The sequence below is a fragment of the Echinicola sediminis genome (genome assembly GCF_054777495.1).
Window position 1 is genome coordinate 67,540 of record NZ_BAAHAP010000007.1, and the last position, 26,784, is coordinate 94,323.

Genomic DNA, 26,784 nt, shown 5'->3' on the forward strand with positions numbered 1-26,784 from the left:
CCTGTCAATAGACAGGAAATTCCTTTTGCAAGCCCTCAAAATCATCGATCATTTTCCAGGAAGGTTCTTGAATGAGTTGTCTTTCCGAAGGTGGGAAGCTTCCGTTGGAGATATAATGAAGGGCCGCATTTAACCTTGGTTCTTCAGGATTTCCCCAATCATAAGAAAGTCCATCCGTGGCCCTGTAATCAACAGGAAAGCCTTCGTAGTATTCTGCCTTTCCATCGGCGTTGGCAGTGGAAAAGGTGATGGGGACCAATTCTACCTGATATTTTTTAAGCGCTTTGTTGAAAGCTGAAACAGGAAAGGCCCCTACAGGTTTGCCATAGGTGTTTTGGCCGATAAGTAAGATGTCCATATAGGGGTTTAGACAGTTGATCGTCAGCTCGCTGGCTGAGGCAGAGCCACCGGAAGTGATAAAGAAGATCCTGCCCAATTCAAGCCCCCCTTCTTTTGAAAAAGCCGTGGCATCATCCAGATCGGTTTTGTTAGGATTATGGCGGTTGGTGTACATTACCTTTCCATCGGCCGAGGCGGGAACAAGCCTGTTCATGATTTGTTCTGCCACACTGACGGAACCACCTCCATTATACCTCAAATCTATGATCAGCTCATCGATGTTTTCGGACTCAAAGTAGTCAAAGGCTTCCTTCACTTCTGTACTTTGGGTCGGGGAGAGGCCTGCAGTAGCCTTAAAGCTATTGTACGCGAGGTATCCGATTTTTTCATTGTTTCTATCAATGGTTCCTTTGTAAAGAACAGAGTTGGATTGGTAGTTTTCTTTAGGGATGGTTCTTGTGATGGTAGAACCATCTGGCAGTTCAAAGGTGAAGGTGTTGGTTTGGCCGCTTTCATTGGCCCCAAGGTCGAAACGATATCCTGCCGATGTTTTATAGTCTGCAATTTTCCGGTCATTAATTTGGATGACCTTCCATCCTCTTTGCCATCCGTCTTTTCCGGCTGGGGAGTCCTCATACACAAAGGCCAGGTACAGTTCTTCTTCACTGTTCAGGGCCCAGCCAAATCCATGTCCCACATTTTGTCCGGTAAAGGCTTTGTCAAATGCCTCAGGGGTGGTAAGGTAGGACCATCGGTCCAGTTCCTTGTATTTCAGTGCTTCCAAAAGCTCCCCATACGATTGGTAAACAGAGAAGTCAACATGCTGGGGAAGTTCCTCGTTCCAGAAGTACCACTCATGCATACTGGCGAAGATGGCGGTTTTTACCGTGTCCTGTATATAGATGGGGTCATCGATTTCGTCCTGGCAGGATGTACCCGAAAACAAGATAATTATAAGTGCGAATAAGGTATAGAAAGTAGATCTCATCAATGTGTTTATCATGTGCGACGGAAATATTAACGTAATAACTGCGGCCAATGGTTTTGGGTTCATGAATTATGATTATCCACAATTGTGCCAGTAAACAAAATCATCAAGAAGATGTACTCGCATCTACCAAAGCCAAGTTAATGCGGATTGTTTTGGTGTAATTTATTTGCAACATCAGAAAAGCGAATACACCAAAGTTCCTTTGTGGTAAGAAAGCGTGTAATCAGATTTGAAGTCAAGCCAATTTCAAATGTAGCGGATTATTCCCGAAAATTTAAAACCTCCTTCACGCATTCATTGTTATAAGAGGAGTAAATCAAAATGATCATGGAAAAAACGAGCACAAAAAAAACAACCAAAGTAGATAAAAGGGCAAAAATCATCAACGCTTTTAAAAAGCATATTTTGGATCATGGAAAAGCACCTTCTTCTGTGTTTAAGTTTACCCAGGAGCTGAAAATGAAGGAGGTGGATTTTTACGCATTTTTCTCCAATTTCATCGGGGTAAAGCGTGCTGTTTGGCAGGAGATATTTGAAAATACCCAAGAGGTTTTGGAGTCCCAGGAGGTTTATAAGGACTACAGTTCCAGAGAAAAACTCCTGGCATTTTTTTATACTTGGATCGAAGAACTCAAAAAGGACAGAAGCTATCTTTTGGCCCTTTACGGTGAGCAACAGCTGCCCCAGTGGTCACTGCCCAGCGAATTGAATGGATTTAGGAAAGACTTTAAAGAATACGTAAAAGGGATTCTGGAAGAAGGAGAAGAGACAGAGGAAATTGCCAAGCGCCCCTACATCAGCGAAAAATACGATGAGGCCATTTGGCTACAGGTACTTTTTGTCTTTAGGTTTTGGGTAAAGGACCATTCCGCAGGTTTCGAAAAAACCGATGAGGCCATTGAAAAATCCGTCAACCTGGCATTTGACCTAATGGGGAAAAGTGCCTTAGACACTTTTGTGGATTTTGCCAAATTCCTTTACCAAGCAAAATAAAATCAGATGGAAGCAGATAAAAGAGAACAAGGGGAAATCCCTGTAGGGAAGGTACAAAGGGCAGCCAAATTCATCAAAACAGGAGCAAAGGTAGGCGGGAATTATGTGCGTCATTATGCCAAGAAAATAGCTGATCCCCAGCTGTCCAGAGAAGAACTGGATAAGGACAATGCCAATGATATTTATACTTCCCTAAGTGAACTGAAAGGGAGTGCATTGAAAGTGGCCCAGATGATGTCAATGGACAAGAACCTGCTGCCTAAGGCCTATCAGGAGAAATTTGCCATGGCCCAATACAGTGCCCCTCCGCTTTCCTATCCGCTGGTGGTAAAAACGTTTCAAAAGTATTTCGGCAAAACCCCGGACAGGATGTTCGATGATTTTACACGGGAAGCGGTAAACGCCGCCTCTATCGGTCAGGTGCACCAAGCTACCCTCAAGGGAAAGAAACTTGCCGTTAAAATCCAATATCCGGGGGTTGCGGACAGTGTAAGCGCTGATTTGAGGTTGGTAAAACCCTTTGCGCTCCGCCTTTTGAATATCAGTGAAAAGGAATTGCGGCATTATCTTTCTGAAGTGGAGGAAAGGCTCTTGGAAGAGACCGATTACGAATTGGAAGTGCGTCGGTCCAAGGAAATATCCAGCGAATGTGCCCATATTCCCAACCTTTCCTTTCCGGTTTACTATGAAGAGTTGAGCTGTGAACGGGTCATTACCATGGACTGGTTATCGGGAAATCATATCAAAGAATGGATGTCGACCAAACCGTCTCAAGCGGATAGGGACAGGGTAGGTCAAGCACTTTGGGATTTTTACCATCATCAGGTCCATATGCTGAAGCAGGTACATGCCGATCCGCACCCGGGCAATTTTATCATCAAAGAGGACGGGGTTTTGGGAATCATTGATTTTGGATGTGTGAAAGTGATTCCGGAGGATTTTTATCAAGGATATTTCAGTTTGATCAAGAAAGAGCTGACGGCCAATCAGGCAGAGCTGGACAAGGTGTTTTACGATTTGGAATTTATCTCGGATCAGGACAGTGAAGAGGAAAAGAAGTTCTTTAAATCGGTCTTTAGGGAAATGATCTCCCTGATCGGAAGGCCTTTTCACCAGGATGAATTTGATTTTGCTGATGATTCTTATTTCGACCAGATATTTGAACTGAGTGACCGCGTGTCCAATGACAAGATGTTCAAAAAGTCCCGGCAGGCCAGAGGGTCGAAACATGGACTGTATGTCAACCGGACCTATTTTGGGCTATACAGTCTGCTGAACCAGCTTCAGGCCGAGATCAAGACCACCAAACCGGATTGGCTTGAATAAAATGATTTAATAGAAGTTGTTAAGGAATAAAGTCACAGATAAACAGGATCAACGCAACTGGAATAGGGGAGAACACCTCATTTCATCTGTTTCATCCATTTTATCTGTGGCTATAAAATTTCACTTTTTTTATTCTTCAGAATAATAGATTCTATAGATACATCCGGCCATATCATCTGACACCAGTAGACTACCGTCAGGAAGTTCCTGAACGTCGACAGGTCTGCCCCACACTTCCTGGCTTGGCTCATCAAGCCATCCTGAGGCAAAGACCGATTCTCCAGTTACCTCACTGTCCTCCAAGGATACGTTGGATACGACATAGCCGCTTTTTTTACTTCTGTTCCATGAGCCATGTTTGGCGATAAAAATGGATTTTTTATACTTTTCAGGGAATTGGTTTCCCTTATAAAATCGCATTCCCAAAGGGGCGACATGGGGGCCCATTTTTGCCACAGGTGCTTCGTAATTGGATGGGTCTTCGCCGGCATCACCGAATTCGGGGTCTTTCACAGTACCTTCATGCCAATAGGGGTAGCCAAAATGTTGCCCCGCTTCCGTAACTTCGTTGAGTTCGCATTCCGGAACCTCATCACCCATATGGTCACGGCCGTTGTCGGTAAACCAAAGGTTTTTACTGTCCGGATGCCAATCAAAGCCAACAGTGTTTCTTACCCCATGGGCAATGATTTCAGGTTGGATGTTAGGGGACTTAACATCTATTCGGGTAATGGAAGCGAAAATAGCATCTTCAGGGTCGCAGATGTTGCACGGAGCACCTACAGGGACGTATAGTAAATCGTCCGGCCCAAAGGCAATGAATTTCCATCCGTGATGCCCTTCTTCGGGGTAGGCATCATAGATTACCTCAAATGTTGGCTTGGTCAGGTGGTTTTTGATATCCGGAAACTTTAAAATTCTATTGATTTCCGCTACATAAAGGTCACCGTCTTTGTAGGCCACGCCGTTGGGGGAATTGAGGCCTTCTGCTATGGTGTAGCGGTAGTCCGCTTTGCCATTTCCATCAGCATCGACCAGGGCGTAAACATTTTTCTCCGATCTGTTTCCCACAAAGACAATTCCTTCTTCTGACATGCTGAGAGAGCGGGCATTGGGGACATTGGCGGCCCAAACATCGATGGAGAAGTTATCGGGCAGCTGGATAGTTTCCAATTTTACCTCCGCAGAATCATTGGAAATGTCGATACGGTTTGGACCATCCTCCGCTTCTATCATGGGAAGTTTGCTTTCATGATTATTCGAACATGAGCACAACAGTAAGCTGAGGGATAGGACTCCGATTAGGGTTTTGTAACAGTTCATGGCTGATTTAGGTATGATTGATCTTTTCTCAAGTTAGTAAAAAACTTAATTTTTTCACGAGAATGATATATGATCGAGAGAATCCTTATTTTTGCAGCATGTTATCCATCAATAATTTATCCTATTACATCGGCGGAAGAGCATTGTATGAAAATGCCTCCCTTCATATCAAGCCCAAAGATAAAATTGGTCTAGTAGGTTTGAACGGTACCGGAAAATCCACTTTGTTGAAGATCATTAACGGCGATTACCAGCCCAGCAAAGGGGAGATTCAAAAGGCCAAGGATTGTACCATTGGTTTTTTGAACCAGGACTTGCTTTCCTATCAAACCGATGACAGCATCTTGGAGGTGGCTTTGGAGGCCTTTAAAGAGACCTTGCAGCTACAGGACGAGATCGATGCGGTATTGAAGCAGATGGAAACGGATTATTCGGATGAGGTCATCAATAAGTTGGCCAGGCTGCAGGAGCGGTTTGAGGCCAATGAAGGGTATACCATTAAGGCCAAGGCCGAAGAAGTGCTTGAAGGGATAGGTTTCTCCACGGCAGATCTCAAAAGGCCCCTTAAGACTTTCTCTGGAGGTTGGAGAATGCGGGTGATGCTGGCCAAGTTACTATTGGAAAGGCCCTCTCTTTTGATGCTTGATGAACCTACCAACCACCTTGACCTACCTTCCATCCAGTGGGTGGAAAACTACCTGAAGACCTATGAAGGGGCTGTGATAGTGGTTTCCCACGACCAGACTTTTCTGGACAACTGTATCGAAACAACGGTAGAGGTTTCCCGTCAGTCACTGACGCCATATGCGGGTAATTATTCTTTCTATAAGCAAGAAAAGGTAGAGCGGGAAGAAATCCAGCAAAATGCCTACGAGAATCAGCAGAAGATGATCAAGGACACGGAGCGCTTTATAGAAAGGTTCCGGGCCAAGGCCTCTAAATCCAACCAGGTGCAGTCAAGGGTGAAAGCATTGGAAAGGATGGAAAAGGTGGATGAAGTGGTCAGCGACAATGTTTCTGTAAATTTCAAGTTCAAATTCTCCAAACAGTCCGGAAGGGATGTGATCACGTTGGATAACGTGTCCAAGTCCTACGGCGATTTACATATCTTAAATGACAGTTCTGCCCGGATAGAAAGGGGGGATAAAATTGCCCTTATCGGAGCCAATGGAAAAGGAAAGTCTACTTTGCTGCGGATCATTGATGGGGACGAGCATATAGGAGGGGAGCGCAAAGAAGGGTATAATGTTATCAAGTCGTTCTTTGCGCAGCATCAGCTGGAGGCATTGAATGTCAATAATGAGATCCTTCAGGAGATGGTGCAAGCCGGAAGCGATAAGACAGAAACAGAGCTTAGAAATGTTCTGGGCTGTTTTCTGTTTACCAATGATGATGTGTTCAAAAAGATCAAGGTGCTTTCCGGAGGAGAAAAGTCCCGGGTGGCACTGGCCAAAACCTTAATTTCAGAGGCCAACTTCCTGTTGTTGGATGAACCGACCAACCATTTGGACATGCAGTCGGTCAATATCCTTATTCAGGCATTGCAGCAATATGAGGGCACCTTTATTACGGTTTCGCACGACAGGCATTTCATAAAAGGAGTGGCCAATAAGATTTGGTACATTGAGGACCAGGAAATCAAAGAGTATCCTGGTAGCTATGAGGAATATTGTCTGTTTAAGTCCCAACAGCAAGAAAATACTTCGGCGGCTCCGGCAAAAAAAGAAAAAGCGGCCAAGCCAAAGGTGGTTAGAAATGAATCTGAGGTAAGCCAAGCCAAGAAAGACCTGAAGAAAAAAGAAAAAGAGCTGGAAGAGGTAGAGGCGGCGATCATGGAGCTTGAGGATAAAAAAGCCGTGCTGGAAGACAAGCTGGCCGACCCGGAGGTTTTTCAGGATGAAGCCGAAGCGGCCAAAGTCAATAAGGACTATGAGCAGCTAAAGAAGAAAGAACAAGTGCTTAACAGTTCGTGGGAGCAGCTGGCCGAAACCATTGAGGCCTTGCAGGAAGCGGTTTCCTGAGTAGGTCTGAAGCATAAGCATGAATGAATAATGCCAAGCCTTCCTCATGAAGAGGGAAGCTTGGCATTATTTTTTATATTGGCAGCCTGTTAACGCAATGAATTTATGAGGTATTTGGGAATTTTGTCACTATTATTTTTCTGCATGCTACAAGTAGTCCAGGGCCAGGAGGTTTTGGATGAAAAAGTGTATGAGGAAAACATCCAATCAGTTCAGCTATATAGGGAAGGTGGAGAAATCAGTGCCCAATTAAATACTCCTGTGATCCCTATGAGGTCGCAAGGATTGGTATTGGAATTTGATGACTTGGCCTATGAGCCAGACAGGTATTCAGCCACCTTGATCCACTGCAATGCAGACTGGACCGTTTCGGGACTTAGGTCCGCTGATTACCTTCAAAGGTACAATGAGTTCAATGTCAATGAATATGAATATTCGGTCAATACTCGCATACCTTATATTCACTTTACTTTTCGACTTCCTGCAGTACAACGATCAGGGAACTATATATTGAAGGTATACAGGGGACGGAATGATGATGAGGTGATTTTTACCAAGCGGTTTATGGTTTATGATGAGCAGGTAAAAGTGGGGATGAAACTGATGCCGCCTAATCAAACGGGGGAACGGATGACCGGTCAACAGGTGGATATTCAAGTCAATTATGCAGGAAAGGATCTCATGGACCCTGCCAATAATGTAAAGGTAGTGGTCCGCCAGAACCGGCGTTGGGACAATGCCAAGGTAGGGGGCAGGCCTACCTTTATCAGGGAAGGCCAAGGGATACTGGAATACCGGTTTTTCGACGGAGAAAATATTTTTGATGCGGGAAACGAGTTCAGGTTTATCGACTTAAGGTACGTAAGGACTACAGGGAGGAATATAGTATCGGTAAAGATGGAGGATGATGTGGTGTATGCCGAGACAGCGATAGGCAAGCCCAGGGCGGATATGAGTTATATGGAGTATTTGGACCTCAATGGCCAGTACATCATAGAGAATCAGGAGAGGGGAAGTCCAGATTTGGAAAGTGAATACATTCTGGTCACCTTCAATGCTGAAATGCAAGATCTTGAGGGGGAGCCCTATTTATTGGGCGCACTGACCAATTGGGGGAATACTGAGGCAGCAAAAATGGAATATCACGCCGGGAAGGGAGTTTATCAGACTTCACTATTGCTCAAGCAAGGTTGGTATGATTTTCAGCTGGCTTTTAAAAGCGGAAGTGGCTGGAATACATTGCCCATAGAAGGGAGTCACTACCAGACCGAAAACGAGTACGATGTGTTGGTGTATTACAGGGATTTTGGATCCAGGTACGATGAGCTGCTTGGATATGTAACGGTAAACGCCAACAAGAAAAGGTTCTGAATTGCCTTGTCTTGGCAGATGGTTCTTTAAAACCCCATGAAAAGAAAAACCCTGATGGTGTCCATCAGGGTTTCAGTTTTTTAATCTTCGCTTTCGGTGTCTTCATCTTTTGAAGACTGGTCCTGTTGCTTGGCCTTATAAGGAATAAAACCTTCCCTTTTAAATTTATAAGGCTCAGTGCGCTGACTTGGGGAATTGTTGGCAAGGTCTAGCATACCAAATCCTTTATGTGTAAAGGCTCCAAGTCCACATTTGAAAACAAAGTCCTGTACCTCAGGTGCCGCATAAAGGGTGAAAGGAAGGGTGTATCCTCTCACTTCATACTTGACATCCATGTCGTACACGGAGTAGATTCTAGCAAATTTCTTTTGCTGTTCTTTCAGCTTATTTACATAGTTCATGTCGGGTACTACCTGGAACTTATAGAAAGATTCCATTTGCTCCTGGGAATACCATCCCGAACGTTCCATTCTGGTCAGGGTCGACTCATAGAGCAAGTCCGAAAACTCATCGGTGTCCGGATTGATGAATCGCTTGCCAGAGTCATCATTAAACGCTGGGGTCAACAGTACCAAAGGAGAGATACAAACGAACTTGTTTGATGGCTCCAATTCTGGTTCCGCTTCCTTTTCGGTGTACTCGGGTGAAATGATGAGATTTCCCAACTCAATTTTTGGCGTTTTAAACACTTGCTCCAGCAAATAGTCAAGAAAGTCTTCATTGGGTGATGAAAGCACTAGGGTAACTAAGCTTGAGTAATAATGTAAGCCACTTCTACTTACTTTGGTCTGTCCTTTAAGACCAGAGAAGTTGAAGTAATTGTAGTTGAAAAACTCTTCACGGCCACCTTTGACAATTAAACCCTTAAGGAATTGGGCCAAAATGTACTGATGGTGAAAGGGTAAATAAGCGCCTTTGTTTTTTAACGAAAATATTAATCTTATTCTCACGGCATTAAAAATGAAAAGTTAAACAATATTTAGTTTATATCACTTACTTCTATCGAACGAAGTAATTAATAAGTGTGTTGGCAAAACTACAATAAAATTCTGAATTATGTCAAACATTAAACCTAAAATGCATAATGTCACCGTCTTGGACTACATAATCCTTACCTTCTATGGCAATTTTGCCATTTTCGCGACAAGCCGCTTCGGTTTTGAACTTCTCGTAATCGGCCAATTTGATAACTTCCGATTTGATGAAACCCCGCTCAAAATCCGTATGGATCACACCTGCAGCGGCAGGGGCTTTCCAACCTTTTTGTATGGTCCAGGCGCGAACTTCCTGAACACCAGCGGTAAAATAGGTTATTAAATTAAGCAAAGAGTATGCCGCTCTGATCAGTCTGTTCAGCCCGCTTTCTTCCAAGCCGTATTCTCCCAGGAACATTTCCTTTTCTTCCGGATCGTCAAACTCCGCAATCTGGGATTCTATTGCCGCGCAAAGGGTGATTACCTCCGCATTTTCATCTTTTACGTTCTCTTTGAGTTTTTCCACATGCTCGTTGCCGGTAAGGATGCTAGCTTCATCCACATTGGCCACATAAAGCACCGGTTTGATGGTCAGTAAGTGGATGTCCCGGATAGCCTCTAGGTCCTCTTTTTCCACATCAATGGCCCGGGCATTTTTTCCAGCTTCCAGACCGGCTTTGAATACCTTGAGGGTTTCCAATTCCTTCTTGGCCTTGGCATCTCCGGATTTGGCTATTTTTTCTATTCGGATGATTTTTTTCTCTACGGATTCCAAATCTTTGAGTTGGAGTTCCGTGTCGATGACCTCTTTGTCAAAGATAGGATCCACACTTCCTGCCACGTGTACCACATTGTCATCATTGAAACAACGGATCACGTGTACAATAGCGTCAACCTCACGGATGTTTGCAAGGAATTTGTTTCCCAGTCCTTCGCCTTTGCTGGCACCTTTTACCAGTCCGGCAATATCTACAAATTCGATCACAGTGGGCATTACCCTTTGCGGGCTGACCAGTTTTTCTAGGATCTGAAGTCTTTCGTCCGGTACGGTTACCACGCCCACGTTGGGTTCGATCGTACAAAAAGGAAAGTTAGCTGCTTCTGCTTTCGCACTGGATAGTGCATTGAATAAGGTTGATTTTCCTACGTTGGGAAGTCCAACGATACCACACTGTAATGCCATTTATGTTTTTCTATTTAATTCTAAATATGCGGTATTCTTTATACCCTTTGTGGAATTCCTTTACGGAAACCCGGAAGATGGTATAAACCGGGATGGCGAAAATCATCCCAAGTACCCCGCCGACTTTTGCACCTGCAAAGATAACAACAAAAATTTCAAGTGGGTGCGCTTTTACCGATTTAGAAAAAATTAAGGGCTGTAAAACAAGGTTGTCGGTCAGTTGTACGACAGAGAATACCGCCAGGATCTTTATAATGAGGAAGGTCATTTCACTGGTTTGGACAAATTCACCCGTACTAATCCCTACCAACAGTCCAAAAATGGCACCCAAAAGCGGCCCCGCATAGGGGATAAGGTTGGCCACAGCGGCAAAGACCGCAATGGTAAGGGCGTATTTGACCCCGACAAGGGACAGGCCCACCGAGGCAAGCGTGAAAATGGAGGTCATTTGTATAAGCAGGCCCACCAGATAATTGGAGAGCAGGCGTTCTACTTTATGAAAGGTGGCCACCGAAAGTTCGAAGTACTTGTTGGGTACCAAATTGATGAAGTTTCTTCTAAGCAGCCCGTTTTCCAACAAAAGAAAAAAAGTGATGAATACCACGGCCAGTAAGGTGATCAAAAGGGAGCTGGTCGCGTTAATAAAGCCGTTAAGGAAACCCTGTACATTGATCTCGCTCAGGCTGGACAGTATGGTCTGTTTGAACTGTTCAAAAAGAAAGCCTGGGGAATCAGAAAGCAGGTTGAGTTTGATCAGAAATGCTTCTATCTTATCAATGGGCTGTTGGATCTGCTGGTAAAGGAATTCGATATCAAGGTTTTGGATGATTTCAACCTGCGCGATGATCAAGGGCACAAATAACAAGGAAATCAGGAAGAGCATCATGCCTATCGTGGCAAAGGAAAAAAGAATGGCCAACCATCTCGGGATGTGCTGACCGAATATATGGAAACTGTTGATCCTGTTGGTCATGGGGCGCAGAGCGGCAGCGATGACCAGGGAGATAATAAAATAAAATGCGATATTGGAGAAGTACCAGCCTAAAAGTATGGTGGCCAAAATGAATACCAATACCGAAATCAGGAGTTTCTGCATGGAGTAAAAATAGGAAAGAGACTGTACCAATTCCACAAAAGGTCAAAAGAAATTTACCTTTAGCGGTTTTCAATCTGTGCAGTACAGATGATTAAAAATGGGTACAGTCTCTAAATAAGTAATGGGAATTAATCCCACTTCAAATCTTCGCCGAAATTATCTTCGGTACCGGCTTCAGCTTCTACTTCATATTGTGAGAAGTCGAAATCGGCCATTAATTCGTTCTTTACATGGTCAACAGTGTCCTGCAAAGCATCTACAAATTTTGCAAAATCTTCTTTGTACAGGAAGATTTTATGCTTCTCATAAACAAAGTTGTCATCTCTTACTTTTCTCTTACTTTCAGTAATTGTAAGGTAATAGTCATTTGATCTTGTAGACTTTACGTCAAAAAAGTAAGTTCTCTTACCTGCTTTTACTTTTTTTGAGAAAATCTCCTCTCTGTCGTTTCCTTTATGCTCTTCCACTTTCCGAAATTTTTGTTTACTTATCAAGGATTATGTTATACGGATGACAAGTTAAATCAATTCATGACTTAAATTCAAGGTCTGGCGCGGTTTTTTTTCTTATGACCCGTATTTTTTGTCTAAAAGGTTAAAAATCAAGTTATTTTTTAAGCGCTTATCCATAAAAAAAAGAGAGGGACATTTGCCCCTCTCTTTTTTTTATTCTGCATGTAAATATTGTTTCTTGGCCAGAAGCTCTTCTTCTGACTCGGGATGATCGGGGTCATCGACACAACAGTCAACAGGGCAAACTGCTGCACATTGTGGTTCTTCATGAAACCCTGTACATTCCGTGCATTTGCCTGTTACAATATAATAAAACTCATCAGAAACTGGCTCTTGAGGCTCCTCTGCATCTATCACGGTACCGTCTTCCAGCTTGACTTCCTTGAGTTCTGTTCCTCCTCCCCAAGTCCATTCAATACCACCTTCGTAGATTGCTGTGTTTGGGCATTCAGGCTCGCATGCACCACAGTTGATGCATTCGTCAGTTATCATTATTGCCATTGTAATCTCCTTTTTTAAATTCTACGCCAAAATTAAGAAGCATATAACAATATACCAATACAAATATTGCTACGCTAAACAATTTATAATGAATCTAGCTTAAAATTCCAAAATTCATTTTTTAAAGCTAAAATAAATATCTTTGTGGCCTCAAACTAAACAGATATCTCATGACCTTTCAGGAGAGGATTAACGCCTTTATCGCATTAGGAAAAAGAATCGAACAACTGCCCGCTGATGAAACGGAAGCGCTGGCCTTTAGGGCTGAAAACAATAACAGTTGGTTTACACCTGATCAGGTGAAGCTGGCCCTTCATGGTTTGAGCCAGATGCTGGAGGAAGATGCTTTGAAGGGATGGCTGGCAAAATATGATGTAAAAGATAATCCGAAATCCCAAAAAGTGGGGGTGATGATGGCGGGGAACATTCCTGCGGTAGGTTTTCACGATTTGATGGTGGTGTTGCTTACCGGTCATGAAGCCCACGTCAAACTGAGTTCCTCGGATCAGGTATTGATCAAGTGGCTGGTAAAGGAACTGGTGGAGCTGGCCCCTGATTTTAAAGAGAAGGTGGTGTTTGAAGAAATGCTGAAAGGCAAGGATGCTTATATCGCAACAGGAAGTGATAATTCGGCAAGGTATTTTGATTATTATTTTAGTAAATACCCTAGTGTCATTAGAAAAAACAGGACCTCGGTGGCGGTATTTGACGGCACTGAAACGGAGGAAGATTATCGTGAGCTGGCAAAAGATGTGTTTCAATATTTCGGTTTGGGTTGCCGCAATGTCTCAAAAGTATTTCTTCCCGATGAGGAACAGATAAAGCAGTTTTTAAATGCCATAGAGGGTTACCACTTTGTTTTGAGCCATCATAAATACCTGAACAATTACGATTATAATAAATCTATTTATTTGGTGAACGGAGATGTCCATCTGGACAATGGCTTTTTGTTGTGCAGGAAAAGTGAGGAGTTGGTGTCCCCAATAGCGGTGCTATATTATGAGGTATACAGTGAAAAGAAAGCCCTTGAAGCCAAACTGGAGTCCCAAGCTGAAAAAATCCAATGCATCGTAAGCAAAGGCGGCTGGTACCCTTCCAGTTTTACCTTTGGTCAGGCCCAATGCCCAGGCGTAGCTGATTATGCTGACCATGTAGATACGGTTAAGTTTTTGATGGGTCTTAGTTAGAAAATACCTGGGAGAAGGGTTAAGGGCATGTTGAATTGTGTATATTGGTTAGAAGCTTGGCGCATGCTGCTTCGTGAAACGGACCATTAACCCAATTAACTTTGTTTGACAAACTGAAGAAAATCCCCTTTCCTTCCCCTTTTGATCTGGCGCTTTTTTTGTCCTTGATCAGCGTCATTTGGGCAGCCTTCATGACCAGACCCGAGGAATTGTCTTTAGGTACTTACACTTGGGAGGTGGTGGTCTTTTGGAAGGAGGGTTTTTGGAGCCTTCTGGAATTCACCCTCCAGATGGTACTGATCTTGGTTTTTGGGCATGTTCTGGCCATTTCCAGACCTGTTTCGTTTGTTTTGGACCGCATTGCTTCTTCTGTCCAAAACAACACGCTGGCAGTGCTGTTGACTGGGGCGGTGACCATGGTCGCAGGTTATTTCAACTGGGGCTTTGGCTTGATTGTGGGGGCGATATTGGCCAGGAAGATTGGAGAGATAGCCCTGCAGAAGGGTTTTCAGGTAAATTATCCCTTGGTGGTGGCCTCCGGATACTTGGGCATGATGGTTTGGCATGGGGGATTGTCAGGGTCAGCGCCTTTGAAAGTAGCTGAAAAAGGCCACTTTTTGGAGAAGCAGATGGGAGTGGTGCCGATAGAGCAGACGGTGCTGAGCAGCTTTAATGTAGGGATTAATTTGGTCTTGTTTTTTACTGTGATGATGGCCTTGTGGTGGCTTTCCAGAAAAAAGTACAAAGCTTATCCCCTTGCCCAACTAAGGGAAAGAGCTTTCCAATGGAAGGGAAAGGACAGGTTGGGTTGGGTAGTAGGAGGGCTGGTTACAGTGTTGGCTTTGTCGGAATTTTTCACGCAAAAGGATGACGGCTTTTCTTTTATAAGCCTTAACTATATCAATTTTTTGCTCTTCGGTTTAGGGATGGTTTTTCATGGGAGTATCAGGAATTATATACAGGCTACAGGGGAAGCTTTAAGAGGTGCGGTGGGGATTATCCTACAGTTTCCTTTTTATGCGGGGATTTTGGGCGTTTTCAAAAGCTCAGGACTGCTTGTGCTGATCGCGGATTATTTTGTACGGATTTCTTCTCCGGAGACATTTCCGGTATTGGCTTTTATCAGTGCCGGTTTGATCAATCTTTTTGTTCCTTCCGGGGGAGGGCAATGGGCGCTCCAAGGACCTGTGATCGTGGAAGCTGCCTCCAAAATGGGGCTCTCTTTGCCCAAGATGGTGATGGCATTGGCTTATGGGGACCAATTGACCAATATGTTACAGCCTTTTTGGGCTTTGCCTTTATTGGCCATTTCTGGGGTGGCACCAAAGGAATTGCTGCGGTATACCCTTTATTTTTTTCTCCTGGGAGCGGTGGTGTTGGGGTTCGGAATATTTTTGGTTTTTTAATGAGGAAGTTTTGGGTTGATTCCTGCGGAAAAACTTTCCTAAGGGTTATTTTAAACCCTTATAAATAAGTAACATTACTTAGACATTGCTTCTATTTTTCGGCTAAAACTGTATCTTTGCCAACGATTTAAAGGAAATCAAGTTATCACTAAAATAATTCATTTCAAATGGCATTTGATATAGAAATGATCAAGGCAGTGTATGCGAAGTACCCTGAGCGCATCGCAGCTGCCCGAAAGGCGGTGGGAAAACCACTTACTTTAGCGGAGAAAATACTTTATGCTCACTTGTGGGAAGGAGATGCAACTCAAAACTTTGAGAGAGGAAAGTCCTATGTGGATTTTGCTCCGGACAGGGTTGCCATGCAAGATGCAACTGCCCAAATGGCGCTTTTGCAGTTTATGCAAGCAGGAAAGGATAAAGTAGCTGTTCCTTCTACAGCACACTGTGACCACCTGATTTTGGCGCAAAAAGGTGCTGAGGAAGATTTGAAGAGCTCGCTTTCTGCCAGTGGTGAAGTTTTTAACTTTTTGGAATCTGTATCTAATAAATACGGTATTGGTTTCTGGAAGCCGGGTGCAGGGATCATTCACCAGGTAGTATTGGAAAATTATGCTTTTCCAGGTGGAATGATGATCGGTACAGATTCGCACACCGTAAATGCCGGTGGATTGGGTATGGTGGCGATCGGTGTTGGTGGTGCTGACGCGGTAGACGTAATGGCAGGAATGGCCTGGGAACTTAAATTCCCTAAATTGATCGGGGTGAAGTTGACCGGAAAAATGAACGGATGGACTTCTGCCAAGGATGTGATTTTGAAAGTAGCAGGTATCCTTACTGTAAAAGGTGGTACTGGCTGTATCGTTGAATACTTTGGTGAAGGTGCCCAATCCCTTTCCGCTACCGGAAAAGGTACAATCTGTAACATGGGTGCTGAAATTGGGGCGACTACTTCTACCTTCGGTTATGATGAGGCAATGGAGCGTTACCTAAGGGCTACCGATCGTTCGGATGTGGCTGACCTGGCCAATGGTGTGAAAGAACACTTGACCGGTGATGATGAAGTTTATAGCAACCCTGAAAAATATTTTGATCAGGTAATTGAAATTGACCTTTCTACACTTGAGCCTCACATCAACGGGCCATTTACTCCTGATAGAGCTACTCCGGTTTCTCAGATCAGAGCGGAAGCAGAGAAAAACGGTTGGCCTACCAAAGTGGAGTGGGGATTGATCGGTTCTTGTACCAACTCCTCTTATGAGGATCTTTCGAGAGCTTCTTCTATTGCCCAGCAGGCCGTGGATAAGAAATTGAAAACCAAAGCGGAATTTGGTATCAACCCAGGTTCGGAGCAGGTAAGGTTTACCGCCGAAAGAGATGGTCTGTTGAGCATCTTCGAAGACCTGGACGCGACCATCTTTACCAATGCTTGTGGACCATGTATCGGTCAGTGGGCCAGAACAGGTGCTGACAAGCAGGAAAAAAATACCATTGTTCACTCTTTCAACAGAAACTTCTCCAAGCGTGCGGATGGTAATCCAAACACCCATGCTTTCGTGACGTCTCCTGAGATGGTGGCAGCTATCGCCATTTCCGGTGATTTAGGCTTCAACCCGCTTACTGATACCCTTACCAACGAAAATGGTGAAGAGGTAAAGCTGGATCCGCCAAAAGGTGACGAACTTCCAGAAAAAGGATTTGCTGTAGAGGACAACGGATACCAGGCACCTGCTGAAGATGGTAGTGGAGTAGAAGTGGTTGTACAGCCAGACTCTAAGCGTCTTCAACTGTTGGAGCCGTTTGCTCCTTGGGACGGTCAAAATATTTCCGGCGCCAAGCTTTTGATCAAAGCTTTCGGTAAATGTACTACTGACCATATCTCAATGGCCGGTCCTTGGTTGAGGTTCAGAGGTCACTTGGATAATATCTCTGACAACTGTCTGATCGGAGCGGTAAACGCTTTCAACGAGGAAACCAATAGTGTGAAAAACCAGCTAACTGGTGAGTACGGTGCTGTACCGGCTACCCAAAGAGCTTATAAGGCTGCTGGTGTGCCTACAATAGTAGTGGGTGACCACAACTATGGCGAAGGTTCTTCCAGAGAGCATGCGGCCATGGAGCCGAGACACTTGGGCGTGAAAGCTGTTTTGGTGAAATCTTTTGCAAGAATTCACGAAACCAATTTGAAGAAGCAGGGCATGTTGGCATTGACTTTTGAGAATGAGGCTGACTATGATAAAGTACAGGAAGACGATACGATCAACTTCCTTGATCTTGATCAATTTGCTCCTGAGAAACCGCTTACACTGGAGTTTGTCCATGCTGACGGTTCTAAAGATGTGATCGTGGCTAACCATAGCTATAATGATGCTCAGATCGGTTGGTTCAAGGCAGGTTCTGCATTGAACTTGATCAAAGCACAACAGAAATAAGTTGCCCAGGTAAATACTGAATTTATCTGATGATAAAAGGCCTGCCGGATGTCTTCGGCAGGCCTTTTTGTGTCTTTTGAAAATGCGATGAGGGAATTGCCCAAAGAAAGGGAAACCCAAAATATTAAAGCTCTGCTGTTATAGCTCTTGGGATAAATCCAGGTATTTTTTGGTCAGCTTGATGGATGGAGCCTTTTGATGGACATCCTTAAGGTATTTGATGGCGAGTGCTTTGTCCTTTTTGAAATAATAGTAAATCCCTTTATTCCTTAAAGCATAAAGGTTGCGGTTGTTTTGCTTGATGCTGAAATTGATATCTTCCAGGCCTTTTTCCAGTTCATTGTTGAAGAGGAAATAAAGGCCACGGTTATTGTAAAAATATGCCTGGCCTGCATCCAGGGCAATGGCCTTTTCTACCCATTCCAATGCTTTTTCTATATGGCCTTGATCAAAAGAAATCAGGGATTTCAGGTTATAGATATTTGCCTCTTCAGGATTGAGAAGCTCTGCCTTGTCAAGGTCTTCTTGGGCAGCCTCAAAATCTTCGAGATAATAGTAGATGTTAGCTCTGTTGACAAATAGATCTGTATTGGTACTGTCGCGATTGATGGCCTCCGTAAAGGCTACTTGGGCTTCAGGATATCTTTGAAGCTGCTCGAGGACCAAGCCTTTTAAAAAATAACCTTTGAAGCCATCAGGGTGTAAAGCTGTCAGTTGCTCAGCATCGCTCAACGCCTTGTAGTTTTCTCCATTGTCCAGATAAGCCAAGCTTCTTTGGTAGAATGCATCCGCATACTCCTTGTTGAGTTCAATGGCTTTGGAGAAGTTGCTGATGGCCTGATCCAGTTTGGATAAGTGGCTGTAGGCAACCCCTTTATTATAATAGGCGTCCGAGTAGTCCGGGTCCAGCTGTAAGGCTTCATTGTAGAAGTCAACGGCTCCCTCAAAATCATTCTCCATCAGTTTATTATTGCCTTTCAGTAAAAAGCGCCCTTTTTTATCTTCTTTGGAGTCGCAGGATATTGTGATAAAGGCTACAATGACCAAGAAAATTGAGAGAAGGAAATGCGGTGTTGTTTTACTCATTACTCAGGCGTTTTTTTACCCAATGCTGGGAGGGAGTTGGTTCTTCTTTGGGCGTAAAGTTAAGCAATAAAGCTGATATCCACAGGAGGGTAAAAGGGATCCGAAGAAGCAATTGAGAAGTGGGCGGCCTACAAGGGGTGGTATTAGTTGATAATTAGCCGCTTCGTCAAATTACGGTTACAATGGTGGCTAGATGGGGCACTCCGCAGCTGAGCATTGCAATTTGGAATAGGAAGCCCGGCAGGGGTGATGGAATTTTATTTTACCGGCTGATTAGCTACTTTTGATATCTAAATTCACAAAATTATGAGCACTGTAAAGATTTTTCACAACCCAAGATGCGGCAAAAGTAGAAATAGTCTGAAACTGGTAAAGGAAGCCGTAGCGGAGGAAGACATTGAAATTGTTAAATATTTGGAAACTCCGCCTACGGCAGAGGAATTGAAGGGGATACTTAAGATGTTGGGCTTGAAGGCGGAAGAGCTTATCCGCAAAAACGAGGCAGTTTGGAAGGAAAATTATAAGGGCAAGGATTTCTCGGAAGATCAACTGGTAGAGATAATGGTTTCCCATCCGATTCTTATCGAGCGTCCAATAATTATCAAAGGGCAAGAGGCAGTGATAGGCAGGCCCCCTGAAAATGTAAAGGATATCTTATAAAATTTGTTTTTAGGCCCCAAAAAGAAATACTGTGGTGAGTAACCCCCGAAAACATTGGATCATTGCATCCTTTGTGACCAGTATATTGCTGCTGATCCTTAAGTTTTATTCCTATTATATAACCCAGTCCAATGCGATATTGACGGATGCCTTGGAAAGCATCGTCAATGTAGTGGCATCTGGCTTTGCCTTTTACAGTATACACCTGAGTGCGATGCCGAGGGATCAAAATCACCCCTATGGACATGGTAAAATAGAATTTTTCAGCGCGGGAATAGAAGGGGTTTTGATCATCTTGGCCGGTATTTTTATTATATATCAGTCCATCTACAGTTTTTTATTTCCCTCGGAGTTAAAGGACTTGCCTTTCGGGATGGCTTTGGTAGGTTTTTCTGGAGTGGCCAATGGGGCATTGGGCTATATGCTTTTTAAAAAGGGGCGGGAGTTGGATAGTATTACTCTTGAGGCTGACGGAAAACATATTCTTACAGATGCCTTGAGCAGTTTCATCCTTATTTTTGGAGTGGGGATCATTTATTTTACCGGCTATCATGTTCTGGATAGTGTCTTTTCCATCCTGTTTGCCCTCTACATTATTTTTAATGGGTACGGCTTGGTAAGAAAGTCCGTTGCAGGGCTGATGGATGAGCGGAACCCTACTTCCATGATCGCCATGGTAAAGGTACTCAACAGGCATAGGAAGGATAATTGGATTGATATCCATAACATGAGGGTACAGCAATATGGGGCAGACAAGCATATTGATCTGCACTTGACATTGCCTTATTATTATGAGCTTAAAAAAGTCCATGATGAGGTGGAAGAAGTGGAGGAAGTTTTGGAAAACAGCATTTCAGGGCATGTGGAGGTCTTTGTTCATGCTGATCCCTGCATTCCTGAGAAGTGTTGCCACTATTGTCAAATCGAAACCTGTGCAGTGAGAAAATACGAAAAGCGAAAAAAGATCAACTGGAATGTTGGTAACATGTCCAAAAACCAAAAACATTACCATGAATTAACGGATAAACTCAAAGCTGAATAGTGGAGCGTAGGAAGAGGTAAGTGATGTGTTATGGTGTATTTGTTTGATTAACAGTGAGTTGTTGGCGTTTATTTTTTGGTATTGTCTTCATGTTTTAGTAAATTAAAAGAAAAAGAACGATGAGCAACGATAGGAAATTTAAAATGTTCCTGGCTGCGTCTGCCGTTGTTTGGTTGGCAATAATTGTGTTGATTATTGTTATGTAGTCAGGAGAGTGGCTAAGCAAGTATTGTTTCTGTGCCCATCAGATAGCGATTTTTTAAATGGGATACAGTTTTTTTAGAAAAGGCGGGATAGATCTAAATCATCCCGCCTTTTGTTTTAGGCCTCCGCCAATTGTTTGACCTTTTCCAATGCCTTGGGCCAGGCCGACTCAAAGTACTCCTTGTATTCATCGGTTGTGTTCATTTCTATTTCCAGGTCAAGGTAATCTCCCTGAGGCCTGATGGTGTAGTTTTCCAACGCTCCGGCCCAGCTTTTTACGCTAGGACTTTCGAAGTCTTCTTTACCATTTTCATAAAATCCCAGGTGTTGGATGGACATGAACTCATAGGGAATGTTTTTGGCGATTTTGCTGATCATACCGTTTCCCTTGCCATCCAAAAAGAGGACTTTACTGCCTTCTTTCCAGTCGGTCTCTGCTCTGGATCCTTCGCTAAAAACAGCCGTCCAGGTTTGATAAGACTCATCTTCCCAAAGCACCCGCCACAATTTTTCTTTGGGAGCTTTGATTTTAATGCTGAAGGTTATTTTTTCCATGGTTTTCAGTAGTTTAGGTCAATACTAAGTTAGTGCTAATTATTGAGAAGTATCAGGACATTGAAGTATCCAATGGTGGCCAAATTGATCGGTAAGGGTGCCGAATAAATTGCCCCAGTGGTTGGTGCTGATCGGCTGGGTGATTTTTCCGTTTTCAGACAGTTTAGAGAAATAGCGCTGCATTTCCTGTCGGTTTTTACAGGCAATGTACAGGGAGACGGTATTTCCTTTGCTCAGACCGATTTCATTGGCCATATCGGTTCCCATTAAACTAAGCTGTTGGTTTTCTAAGAAGGCTTGGAGGATAAAGCCCTTCATGGAGGAAGGTAAGTGGTCCGAGTTTGGGGATTCCCCTATGGTCTGAAGGTGAAGTTCTCCTCCCAGGCAATCCCGGTAAAAGGTCATGGCCTTTTTACAGTTTCCGTTGAAAGTCAAGTAAGTAATGATTCTGCTCATGGACACTGGATCAAATGGGGCTGGTCAATTAGGAAGATGATATATCAAATATCCCAAAAAGTATTTTTGGGAGTAAGGGGGAAATACGTCGAATTGAGGGGTTGAACCCGCCAAGCTTTCTATGTATCTTTAGTTCATGAAAAAAGTATCGATCTTAGTTCCTGAATCAGCCGTGATGGAGGCTATTGCCGATCCCCGCTATATGTTTACCGCAGCGAACCAATTTTTGCTTTCCTCGGGTAGAGCTCCATTGTTTGATGTTCAGTTGGTAGGGGGCAGTAAAGAAGTGAGATTGAGCGAGGGGGTGTTCACTGTGCATCCGGACAAGTTATGCGATGAGGTGGATTATTCGGATTTGGTGATTGTTCCGGCCATTTTTGGTGATATGAAGATGGCGGTGACGCTAAATGCCGATCTCCTTCCATGGATAGTCCGTCAGTATCAAAATGGGGCCGAGGTGGCCTCTCTTTGCGTGGGGGCTTTTTTACTGGCAGCCACAGGCTTGCTGGATGGGAAGAAATGCTCGACCCACTGGGCTTATTACAATGAATTTAAGGAGCGGTTCCCTAATGTGGAAGTGGTAGACGGTAGCATCATTACAGAGGAAAGCCGCTTGTATTCCAGTGGAGGAGCCAACTCTTATTGGAACCTTTTACTTTATTTGCTGGAGAAATATACAGACAGGGATACGGCAATTTTGGCGGCAAAGTATTTCGCTATTGATATTGATCGGGACAGTCAGTCGGCATTTGCCATCTTTAACGGGCAAAAAGACCATTCAGATGAAGCGGTCAAAAAAGCTCAGGAATACATAGAACAGCACTATGAGGATAAGATCACAGTGGATGGATTGGCTGAAATGGTAGCCGTAAGCAGAAGGAGTTTCGAAAGGAGGTTCAAGCAGACCACTGGAAATACGGTCATTGAATATCTACAAAGGGTGAAGATTGAGGCGGCCAAAAGAAGTTTCGAATCAAGTAGGAAAAATATTACCGAGGTGATGTTTGATGTGGGGTATACCGATACCAAGGCTTTTAGGAATGTATTTAAGAAGATAACAGGTTTGACGCCTATAGCCTATCGTAACAAATACAATAAAGAGCTAGTGCATAACTAGGGTGGGCAGAGCATAATTTTTTAAGAATTTTTTCAGGGTAAAGCGGTTTCATAGTGTCTTAATTTTGAAAGCCTTCATTACTGCTAAGCCAGTAAAAAATGGAGGGTTGTAAGAAAATGACACAAAGGCAATGTTCTCAACAAAACTAAATTGGTGAAATTCCGTTTCCACCAGAAGTCACCATTTGGATGGGGCACATTATGAACATTTACCTTTTTGGGTAGTTAGAGATAGCGCAAACAAAGTTGAAATCAATATTAACCCATATCCGGGCTTCTTATACGGTCCGCTTATAAAAACTAAAAAATGAAAGGAATAAAAAGGACCTGTAACCGCTCAGGTTTTTCAATGAAACGGCATTTTTCCTGGCTGTTTTTCATCATGCCTATTTTTACCACTTTGGCTCAGGAAAAGTTTACCATTAGAGGCACTATTGAAGATGCTTCCAGCGGTGAAGGACTTATCGGGGCGACGGTTTACCTGAAAGAATTAGAGACCGGGGGGCTGAGCAATGTTTATGGGTTTTATTCCCTCACTGTTCCTGCCGGAAAGTATACCCTTGTGTACAGCTTTGTGGGCTTTGAGTCATTTTCCCAGACCGTGGAACTGAACAAGGATATGAGTTTGGATGTAGAGTTAAACCCCTCCTCCACGGAGTTGGCTGAGGTGGTGGTCAAGGCGGAGTCAGAAGATGCCAATGTCCGTTCCACTCAAATGAGTGTCAATAAGCTGGATATGAGAGAGGTAGAAGCTATTCCGGTGATTTTTGGGGAAAAGGACATCATTAAAACCATCCAGCTGCTACCTGGGATAAAAGCTACTGAGGGGGGAGGAGGCTTCTTTGTTCGGGGAGGCAGTGCAGACCAGAACTTGATTTTGCTGGATGAAGCTCCCGTATACAACGCCTCGCATTTATTGGGGTTCTTTTCGGTATTTAATTCTGATGCGATCAAGGACCTTACCATCTACAAGGGACATATTCCATCTGAATATGGAGGAAGGGCCTCTTCGGTGTTGGATATCAAGATGAAAGAAGGCAATACTAAGAAATTCGCAGCCCAGGGAGGGATTGGCTTGATATCTTCAAGAGCTACCATCGAAGCGCCAATCGAAAAGGACAAAGGAGCCTTTGTATTGTCAGGAAGAAGGACTTATGTAGACCTCTTTTTGAAGCTCTCCAATAATGAGGATGTAAAAAACTCCGTCCTTTATTTCTACGATCTAAACGCCAAGGCCAATTACAAATTTGGGGAGAAGGACAGGGTGTTTGTATCGGGCTATTTTGGCCGGGACAATTTTGGCTACAGCGATCTTTTTGGCTTTGACTGGGGAAATGCCACGGCCACTGTCCGTTGGAACCACTTGTTCAATGATCGGCTTTTCCTGAATACCACCGCACTTTTTAGTGATTATAATTATGAGGTGGAAATCATGGCGGAGGAGGATGAAGGGGAAAGGAATGGTTTCAAAGTGACCTCGGCCATTAGGGACCTAAGCCTGAAGGAAGATTTTGAATATTATATCAATCCGAACAATACCCTGAGGTTTGGGGCGAGTGTGATCCGTCATAACTTTTTGCCCGGAGAGATCATACCGCAAGGGGCTAGCTATATAAATGCACAGGAGCTTCAGCGGAAATATGCTTGGGAAACTGCGGCCTATATTTCTGAGGATTTGGAATTGTCTCCATCCCTTAATGTCAATGCAGGATTGAGGTATTCCTGGTTTGCTCAGGTGGGGCCCGGCGAGGTGTTTACGTATGATGAGGAGGGTGATGTCAGCAGTTCCAAAACTTACAAAAGTGGGGAAATCGTAAAATCTTACGGTGGACTGGAGCCACGTTTAGGGATTACTTATTTGGTCAATGAAGAAAGTTCGTTCAAAGCTTCTTACGGAAGAAATCGACAATACCTTCATTTGGTGTCCAATTCCAATTCAGGAACACCGATTGACCTATGGATTCCGAGCAGCAATAATGTAAAGCCACAGATTGCCGATCAGATTGCCATGGGGTATTTCCGGAACTTTAGCGACAATGCCTACGAAACCTCCGTAGAGGTTTACTATAAGGACATGAAAAACCAGGTGGATTACCGGACAGGTGCGGAGTTGGTGTTTAATGAAAATGTGGAGTCGCAGTTGTTGTTCGGTAAAGGATGGTCGTATGGAGCTGAGTTTTTTGTGAAAAAGAACAAAGGTGATTTAACAGGCTGGATCAGTTATACCCTAAGCAAGACGGAGCGTAAATTTGATGGTGTGGATTATGGAGAGGTTTATCCTGCCAGTTGGGACAGGCCGCATGACCTTTCGATTGTCGGGATGTACCAGTTGAACAAAAGGTGGAACCTTTCTGCAGCTTTTGTGTACCGCTCTGGGGATGCCACTACTTACCCCGTGGGCAAGTACGAGGTGAAGGGAGAGGTGATCAATCTCTACGACAAAAGGAATAACAGCCGGTTGCCTGATTATCACCGCTTAGATCTGGGAGCTACCTTGAAGTTGAAAAACAATGAAAATTTTCAATCTGATTTGAATTTTTCCATCTATAACGCTTATGCCAGAAAGAACGCCTTCATTGTCAACTTTAGAGAGAACCGAGATGATGCCACCAAGACGGAAGCCGTGAAGTTTTCCCTTTTCGGCATCCTACCTTCCATTACTTATAATTTTAGATTCAAATAATCATGAAAAGATATATTTATAGTTTGCTGTTCCTGACGATAAGTTTTACGGCCTGTGAGGAAGTCATACAGCTGGATTTGGACACGGCAGCACCGAGAATTGTCATTGAAGGAGCGGTTACCGATCAACAAGGCCCCTACACGGTAAGGGTCTCGGAATCGGTAGGGTTCTATGAAGATAATGTGTTTCCAGGGATCAGCGGAGCTTATGTGGAGATTTCGGATGAGATGGGTAACGTAGATGTATTGGAGGAGGTAGCAGAGGGCGTTTATCAAACCACCAGTATACAGGGGCAACGCGGGGTCAATTACCAATTGACCGTGCAGGTCAATGGGCAGACCTTTCAGGCAGAAAGTAGGATGCAAGAGGTGCAGGTCGGGATAGATTCTTTGGCCTTTAGGTTTGAGGAAGAATCATTGCTTTACGATGAAGGCTACTACTTCAGGGCTCATTTCGAGGATCCGGAAGGGCTGGGAAACTATTACAGTTTTAATGTTTGGGTCAATGGGGAATTGTATGTTTTTGATTTTGACGGAGAGGAGATAGAAGATGATAATTTTTGGCTTTATGAGGACAAATACACCGATGGCAATGCGCAGGATTATGATTTCCCTCATACCCTAAAACAGGGGGATGAAGTTTATGTAGAGCTAAGGCATCTCAACCGCTCCACTTACGATTATTTCAGAACCGTAGTGGAGGTGATTGACGGAGGAGGCGTGGCCCCTTCCAATCCTTTGTCTAACTTTGGGGATAGCGCTTTGGGTTACTTCGGAGCCTTCTCCGTGACTTCAATAGAGGAGACAGTGGAGTGATCAGGGCAAAGCCTAAAACGATGAGGTTTTAGGCTTTGCTGATTCCTGTTATTTGATCGAATTCCAATTGCAACACCACATTAAAGCCGATCAGCTCTTGAATTTTTTCGTGCTTTACTTTGGATTCGTTGACTTCGAATATGGATTTTCCTGCTCCTTTTTCCATCAGTTCTACTGTGAGGGGAGCTTCAGAAATAATCTTCATAAGGAAACCTGTTTTTTCTTCTTGCATGGTAGGGATTTTATCGAGAAGGTGGATTTATTTTTCTCTTTAAAAATAGGAAGATTAATGAAAAAATCGAGGATAAGCGTTCAGCTAAAAACACAAAAAGCTATGAAACAATATCTCATAGCTTTAGTCAATTAACAATAAACCCAAAATAACCTAGCTGTAGGGGAAGGACTCGAACCTCCACGGGGCAGTTAGGCAAAACACGAGCTCGATATTTGCTTTTTCCTGGAATCCCCACCCCCGAGACAGGAGGGCTTGTCTGCCAATTTCAACACCCTAC

At 43.8% G+C, this 26,784-nt stretch carries 23 protein-coding genes; 12 read left to right on the plus strand and 11 right to left on the minus strand.

Annotated features, from left to right (window positions below):
- Window positions 1–4: 4 nt before the first annotated feature.
- Window positions 5–1,327 carry a S41 family peptidase gene (locus tag ACYVAA_RS03115; protein ID WP_460538589.1) on the minus strand — a complete coding sequence of 441 codons (1,323 nt, stop codon included), beginning with the start codon at window positions 1,325–1,327 and terminating at the stop codon, window positions 5–7.
- Window positions 1,328–1,657: 330 nt separating this feature from the next.
- On the opposite strand from ACYVAA_RS03115, the gene ACYVAA_RS03120 reads away from it, so the two are divergent.
- Both ACYVAA_RS03120 and ACYVAA_RS03125 read left to right on the plus strand, forming a co-directional pair.
- Window positions 1,658–2,323 (plus strand): TetR family transcriptional regulator C-terminal domain-containing protein, encoded by a 666-nt coding sequence (locus ACYVAA_RS03120; protein WP_460538590.1) that lies wholly within the window; start codon window positions 1,658–1,660, stop codon window positions 2,321–2,323.
- 6 nt (window positions 2,324–2,329) lie between these two features.
- Window positions 2,330–3,649, plus strand: a complete 1,320-nt coding sequence (locus tag ACYVAA_RS03125; protein ID WP_460538591.1) for an ABC1 kinase family protein — start codon at window positions 2,330–2,332, stop codon at window positions 3,647–3,649.
- Window positions 3,650–3,778: 129 nt separating this feature from the next.
- On the opposite strand, the gene ACYVAA_RS03130 is transcribed toward ACYVAA_RS03125, so the two are convergent.
- Window positions 3,779–4,972 (minus strand): PQQ-dependent sugar dehydrogenase, encoded by a 1,194-nt coding sequence (locus ACYVAA_RS03130; protein WP_460538592.1) that lies wholly within the window; start codon window positions 4,970–4,972, stop codon window positions 3,779–3,781.
- 98 nt (window positions 4,973–5,070) lie between these two features.
- On the opposite strand from ACYVAA_RS03130, the gene ACYVAA_RS03135 reads away from it, so the two are divergent.
- Together ACYVAA_RS03135 and ACYVAA_RS03140 are read left to right on the plus strand one after the other, a co-directional pair.
- Entirely contained in the window at window positions 5,071–6,993 is a 1,923-nt protein-coding gene (locus ACYVAA_RS03135) for an ABC-F family ATP-binding cassette domain-containing protein (RefSeq protein WP_460538614.1), read from the plus strand.
- Window positions 6,994–7,098: 105 nt separating this feature from the next.
- Window positions 7,099–8,364: a type IX secretion system plug protein gene (locus tag ACYVAA_RS03140; protein WP_460538594.1), complete on the plus strand. Its 1,266-nt coding sequence runs from the start codon at window positions 7,099–7,101 to the stop codon at window positions 8,362–8,364.
- Window positions 8,365–8,444: 80 nt separating this feature from the next.
- Here ACYVAA_RS03140 and cas6 read toward each other — a convergent pair whose 3' ends face one another.
- The 5 genes from cas6 to ACYVAA_RS03165 all read right to left on the minus strand — a co-directional run bounded on the left by cas6 (window position 8,445) and on the right by ACYVAA_RS03165 (window position 12,630).
- Complete coding sequence (gene cas6, locus ACYVAA_RS03145; RefSeq protein WP_460538595.1) at window positions 8,445–9,314, minus strand: CRISPR-associated endoribonuclease Cas6; 870 nt, start codon at window positions 9,312–9,314, stop codon at window positions 8,445–8,447.
- A 109-nt stretch (window positions 9,315–9,423) separates the two neighbouring features.
- Window positions 9,424–10,521 (minus strand): redox-regulated ATPase YchF, encoded by a 1,098-nt coding sequence (gene ychF, locus ACYVAA_RS03150; RefSeq protein WP_460538596.1) that lies wholly within the window; start codon window positions 10,519–10,521, stop codon window positions 9,424–9,426.
- Between the two features lie 10 nt (window positions 10,522–10,531).
- Window positions 10,532–11,617: an AI-2E family transporter gene (locus ACYVAA_RS03155; RefSeq protein ID WP_460538597.1), complete on the minus strand. Its 1,086-nt coding sequence runs from the start codon at window positions 11,615–11,617 to the stop codon at window positions 10,532–10,534.
- 128 nt (window positions 11,618–11,745) lie between these two features.
- Window positions 11,746–12,084, minus strand: a complete 339-nt coding sequence (locus ACYVAA_RS03160; RefSeq protein ID WP_460538598.1) for a DUF3276 family protein — start codon at window positions 12,082–12,084, stop codon at window positions 11,746–11,748.
- A gap of 198 nt (window positions 12,085–12,282) precedes the next feature.
- The gene (locus tag ACYVAA_RS03165; RefSeq protein WP_460538599.1) at window positions 12,283–12,630 is read right to left on the minus strand and encodes a 4Fe-4S dicluster domain-containing protein; all 348 of its coding nucleotides are present in this window, start codon (window positions 12,628–12,630) and stop codon (window positions 12,283–12,285) included.
- A 170-nt stretch (window positions 12,631–12,800) separates the two neighbouring features.
- On the opposite strand from ACYVAA_RS03165, the gene ACYVAA_RS03170 reads away from it, so the two are divergent.
- The 3 genes from ACYVAA_RS03170 to ACYVAA_RS03180 all read left to right on the plus strand — a co-directional run bounded on the left by ACYVAA_RS03170 (window position 12,801) and on the right by ACYVAA_RS03180 (window position 17,655).
- Entirely contained in the window at window positions 12,801–13,817 is a 1,017-nt protein-coding gene (locus tag ACYVAA_RS03170; protein WP_460538600.1) for an aldehyde dehydrogenase family protein, read from the plus strand.
- A 101-nt stretch (window positions 13,818–13,918) separates the two neighbouring features.
- Window positions 13,919–15,223, plus strand: coding sequence for a short-chain fatty acid transporter (locus ACYVAA_RS03175; protein WP_460538601.1), 1,305 nt, complete (start codon window positions 13,919–13,921; stop codon window positions 15,221–15,223).
- Window positions 15,224–15,390: 167 nt separating this feature from the next.
- A complete protein-coding gene (locus ACYVAA_RS03180) occupies window positions 15,391–17,655 on the plus strand; it encodes an aconitate hydratase (protein ID WP_460538602.1) in 2,265 nt (754 codons plus the stop codon).
- A gap of 138 nt (window positions 17,656–17,793) precedes the next feature.
- On the opposite strand, the gene ACYVAA_RS03185 is transcribed toward ACYVAA_RS03180, so the two are convergent.
- Window positions 17,794–18,741, minus strand: coding sequence for a tetratricopeptide repeat protein (locus tag ACYVAA_RS03185; RefSeq protein WP_460538603.1), 948 nt, complete (start codon window positions 18,739–18,741; stop codon window positions 17,794–17,796).
- Between the two features lie 306 nt (window positions 18,742–19,047).
- On the opposite strand from ACYVAA_RS03185, the gene arsC reads away from it, so the two are divergent.
- Both arsC and ACYVAA_RS03195 read left to right on the plus strand, forming a co-directional pair.
- Complete coding sequence (gene arsC, locus ACYVAA_RS03190) at window positions 19,048–19,401, plus strand: arsenate reductase family protein (protein ID WP_460538604.1); 354 nt, start codon at window positions 19,048–19,050, stop codon at window positions 19,399–19,401.
- A gap of 34 nt (window positions 19,402–19,435) precedes the next feature.
- The gene (locus ACYVAA_RS03195) at window positions 19,436–20,443 is read left to right on the plus strand and encodes a cation diffusion facilitator family transporter (protein WP_460538606.1); all 1,008 of its coding nucleotides are present in this window, start codon (window positions 19,436–19,438) and stop codon (window positions 20,441–20,443) included.
- Window positions 20,444–20,764: 321 nt separating this feature from the next.
- Here ACYVAA_RS03195 and ACYVAA_RS03200 read toward each other — a convergent pair whose 3' ends face one another.
- Together ACYVAA_RS03200 and ACYVAA_RS03205 are read right to left on the minus strand one after the other, a co-directional pair.
- Window positions 20,765–21,202, minus strand: coding sequence for an SRPBCC family protein (locus tag ACYVAA_RS03200; RefSeq protein ID WP_460538607.1), 438 nt, complete (start codon window positions 21,200–21,202; stop codon window positions 20,765–20,767).
- 39 nt (window positions 21,203–21,241) lie between these two features.
- On the minus strand, window positions 21,242–21,658 hold the full coding sequence (locus ACYVAA_RS03205; RefSeq protein WP_460538608.1) for a VOC family protein: 417 nt from the start codon (window positions 21,656–21,658) through the stop codon (window positions 21,242–21,244).
- Between the two features lie 136 nt (window positions 21,659–21,794).
- On the opposite strand from ACYVAA_RS03205, the gene ACYVAA_RS03210 reads away from it, so the two are divergent.
- From ACYVAA_RS03210 to ACYVAA_RS03220, 3 genes are all read left to right on the plus strand, one after another.
- Window positions 21,795–22,775, plus strand: coding sequence for a GlxA family transcriptional regulator (locus ACYVAA_RS03210; RefSeq protein ID WP_460538609.1), 981 nt, complete (start codon window positions 21,795–21,797; stop codon window positions 22,773–22,775).
- Window positions 22,776–23,081: 306 nt separating this feature from the next.
- Complete coding sequence (locus ACYVAA_RS03215; RefSeq protein ID WP_460538610.1) at window positions 23,082–25,457, plus strand: TonB-dependent receptor; 2,376 nt, start codon at window positions 23,082–23,084, stop codon at window positions 25,455–25,457.
- Between the two features lie 2 nt (window positions 25,458–25,459).
- Complete coding sequence (locus ACYVAA_RS03220) at window positions 25,460–26,272, plus strand: DUF4249 domain-containing protein (RefSeq protein ID WP_460538611.1); 813 nt, start codon at window positions 25,460–25,462, stop codon at window positions 26,270–26,272.
- Between the two features lie 28 nt (window positions 26,273–26,300).
- Here the strand turns inward: ACYVAA_RS03220 and ACYVAA_RS03225 are convergent, their stop codons facing one another.
- On the minus strand, window positions 26,301–26,477 hold the full coding sequence (locus tag ACYVAA_RS03225; protein WP_460538612.1) for a hypothetical protein: 177 nt from the start codon (window positions 26,475–26,477) through the stop codon (window positions 26,301–26,303).
- Between the last annotated feature and the right edge of the window lie 307 nt (window positions 26,478–26,784).

Bases quoted from the DNA above. Each gene is read 5' to 3' on its own strand.
- ACYVAA_RS03115 (WP_460538589.1), bottom strand. From the start codon at position 1,327: ATGAGATCTACTTTCTATACCTTATTCGCACTTATAATTATCTTGTTT.
- ACYVAA_RS03120 (WP_460538590.1), top strand. From the start codon at position 1,658: ATGGAAAAAACGAGCACAAAAAAAACAACCAAAGTAGATAAAAGGGCA.
- ACYVAA_RS03125 (WP_460538591.1), top strand. From the start codon at position 2,330: ATGGAAGCAGATAAAAGAGAACAAGGGGAAATCCCTGTAGGGAAGGTA.
- ACYVAA_RS03130 (WP_460538592.1), bottom strand. From the start codon at position 4,972: ATGAACTGTTACAAAACCCTAATCGGAGTCCTATCCCTCAGCTTACTG.
- ACYVAA_RS03135 (WP_460538614.1), top strand. From the start codon at position 5,071: ATGTTATCCATCAATAATTTATCCTATTACATCGGCGGAAGAGCATTG.
- ACYVAA_RS03140 (WP_460538594.1), top strand. From the start codon at position 7,099: ATGAGGTATTTGGGAATTTTGTCACTATTATTTTTCTGCATGCTACAA.
- ychF (WP_460538596.1), bottom strand. From the start codon at position 10,521: ATGGCATTACAGTGTGGTATCGTTGGACTTCCCAACGTAGGAAAATCA.
- ACYVAA_RS03155 (WP_460538597.1), bottom strand. From the start codon at position 11,617: ATGCAGAAACTCCTGATTTCGGTATTGGTATTCATTTTGGCCACCATA.
- ACYVAA_RS03165 (WP_460538599.1), bottom strand. From the start codon at position 12,630: ATGGCAATAATGATAACTGACGAATGCATCAACTGTGGTGCATGCGAG.
- ACYVAA_RS03170 (WP_460538600.1), top strand. From the start codon at position 12,801: ATGACCTTTCAGGAGAGGATTAACGCCTTTATCGCATTAGGAAAAAGA.
- ACYVAA_RS03180 (WP_460538602.1), top strand. From the start codon at position 15,391: ATGGCATTTGATATAGAAATGATCAAGGCAGTGTATGCGAAGTACCCT.
- ACYVAA_RS03185 (WP_460538603.1), bottom strand. From the start codon at position 18,741: ATGAGTAAAACAACACCGCATTTCCTTCTCTCAATTTTCTTGGTCATT.
- arsC (WP_460538604.1), top strand. From the start codon at position 19,048: ATGAGCACTGTAAAGATTTTTCACAACCCAAGATGCGGCAAAAGTAGA.
- ACYVAA_RS03200 (WP_460538607.1), bottom strand. From the start codon at position 21,202: ATGGAAAAAATAACCTTCAGCATTAAAATCAAAGCTCCCAAAGAAAAA.
- ACYVAA_RS03205 (WP_460538608.1), bottom strand. From the start codon at position 21,658: ATGAGCAGAATCATTACTTACTTGACTTTCAACGGAAACTGTAAAAAG.
- ACYVAA_RS03210 (WP_460538609.1), top strand. From the start codon at position 21,795: ATGAAAAAAGTATCGATCTTAGTTCCTGAATCAGCCGTGATGGAGGCT.
- ACYVAA_RS03215 (WP_460538610.1), top strand. From the start codon at position 23,082: ATGAAAGGAATAAAAAGGACCTGTAACCGCTCAGGTTTTTCAATGAAA.
- ACYVAA_RS03220 (WP_460538611.1), top strand. From the start codon at position 25,460: ATGAAAAGATATATTTATAGTTTGCTGTTCCTGACGATAAGTTTTACG.
- ACYVAA_RS03225 (WP_460538612.1), bottom strand. From the start codon at position 26,477: ATGAAGATTATTTCTGAAGCTCCCCTCACAGTAGAACTGATGGAAAAA.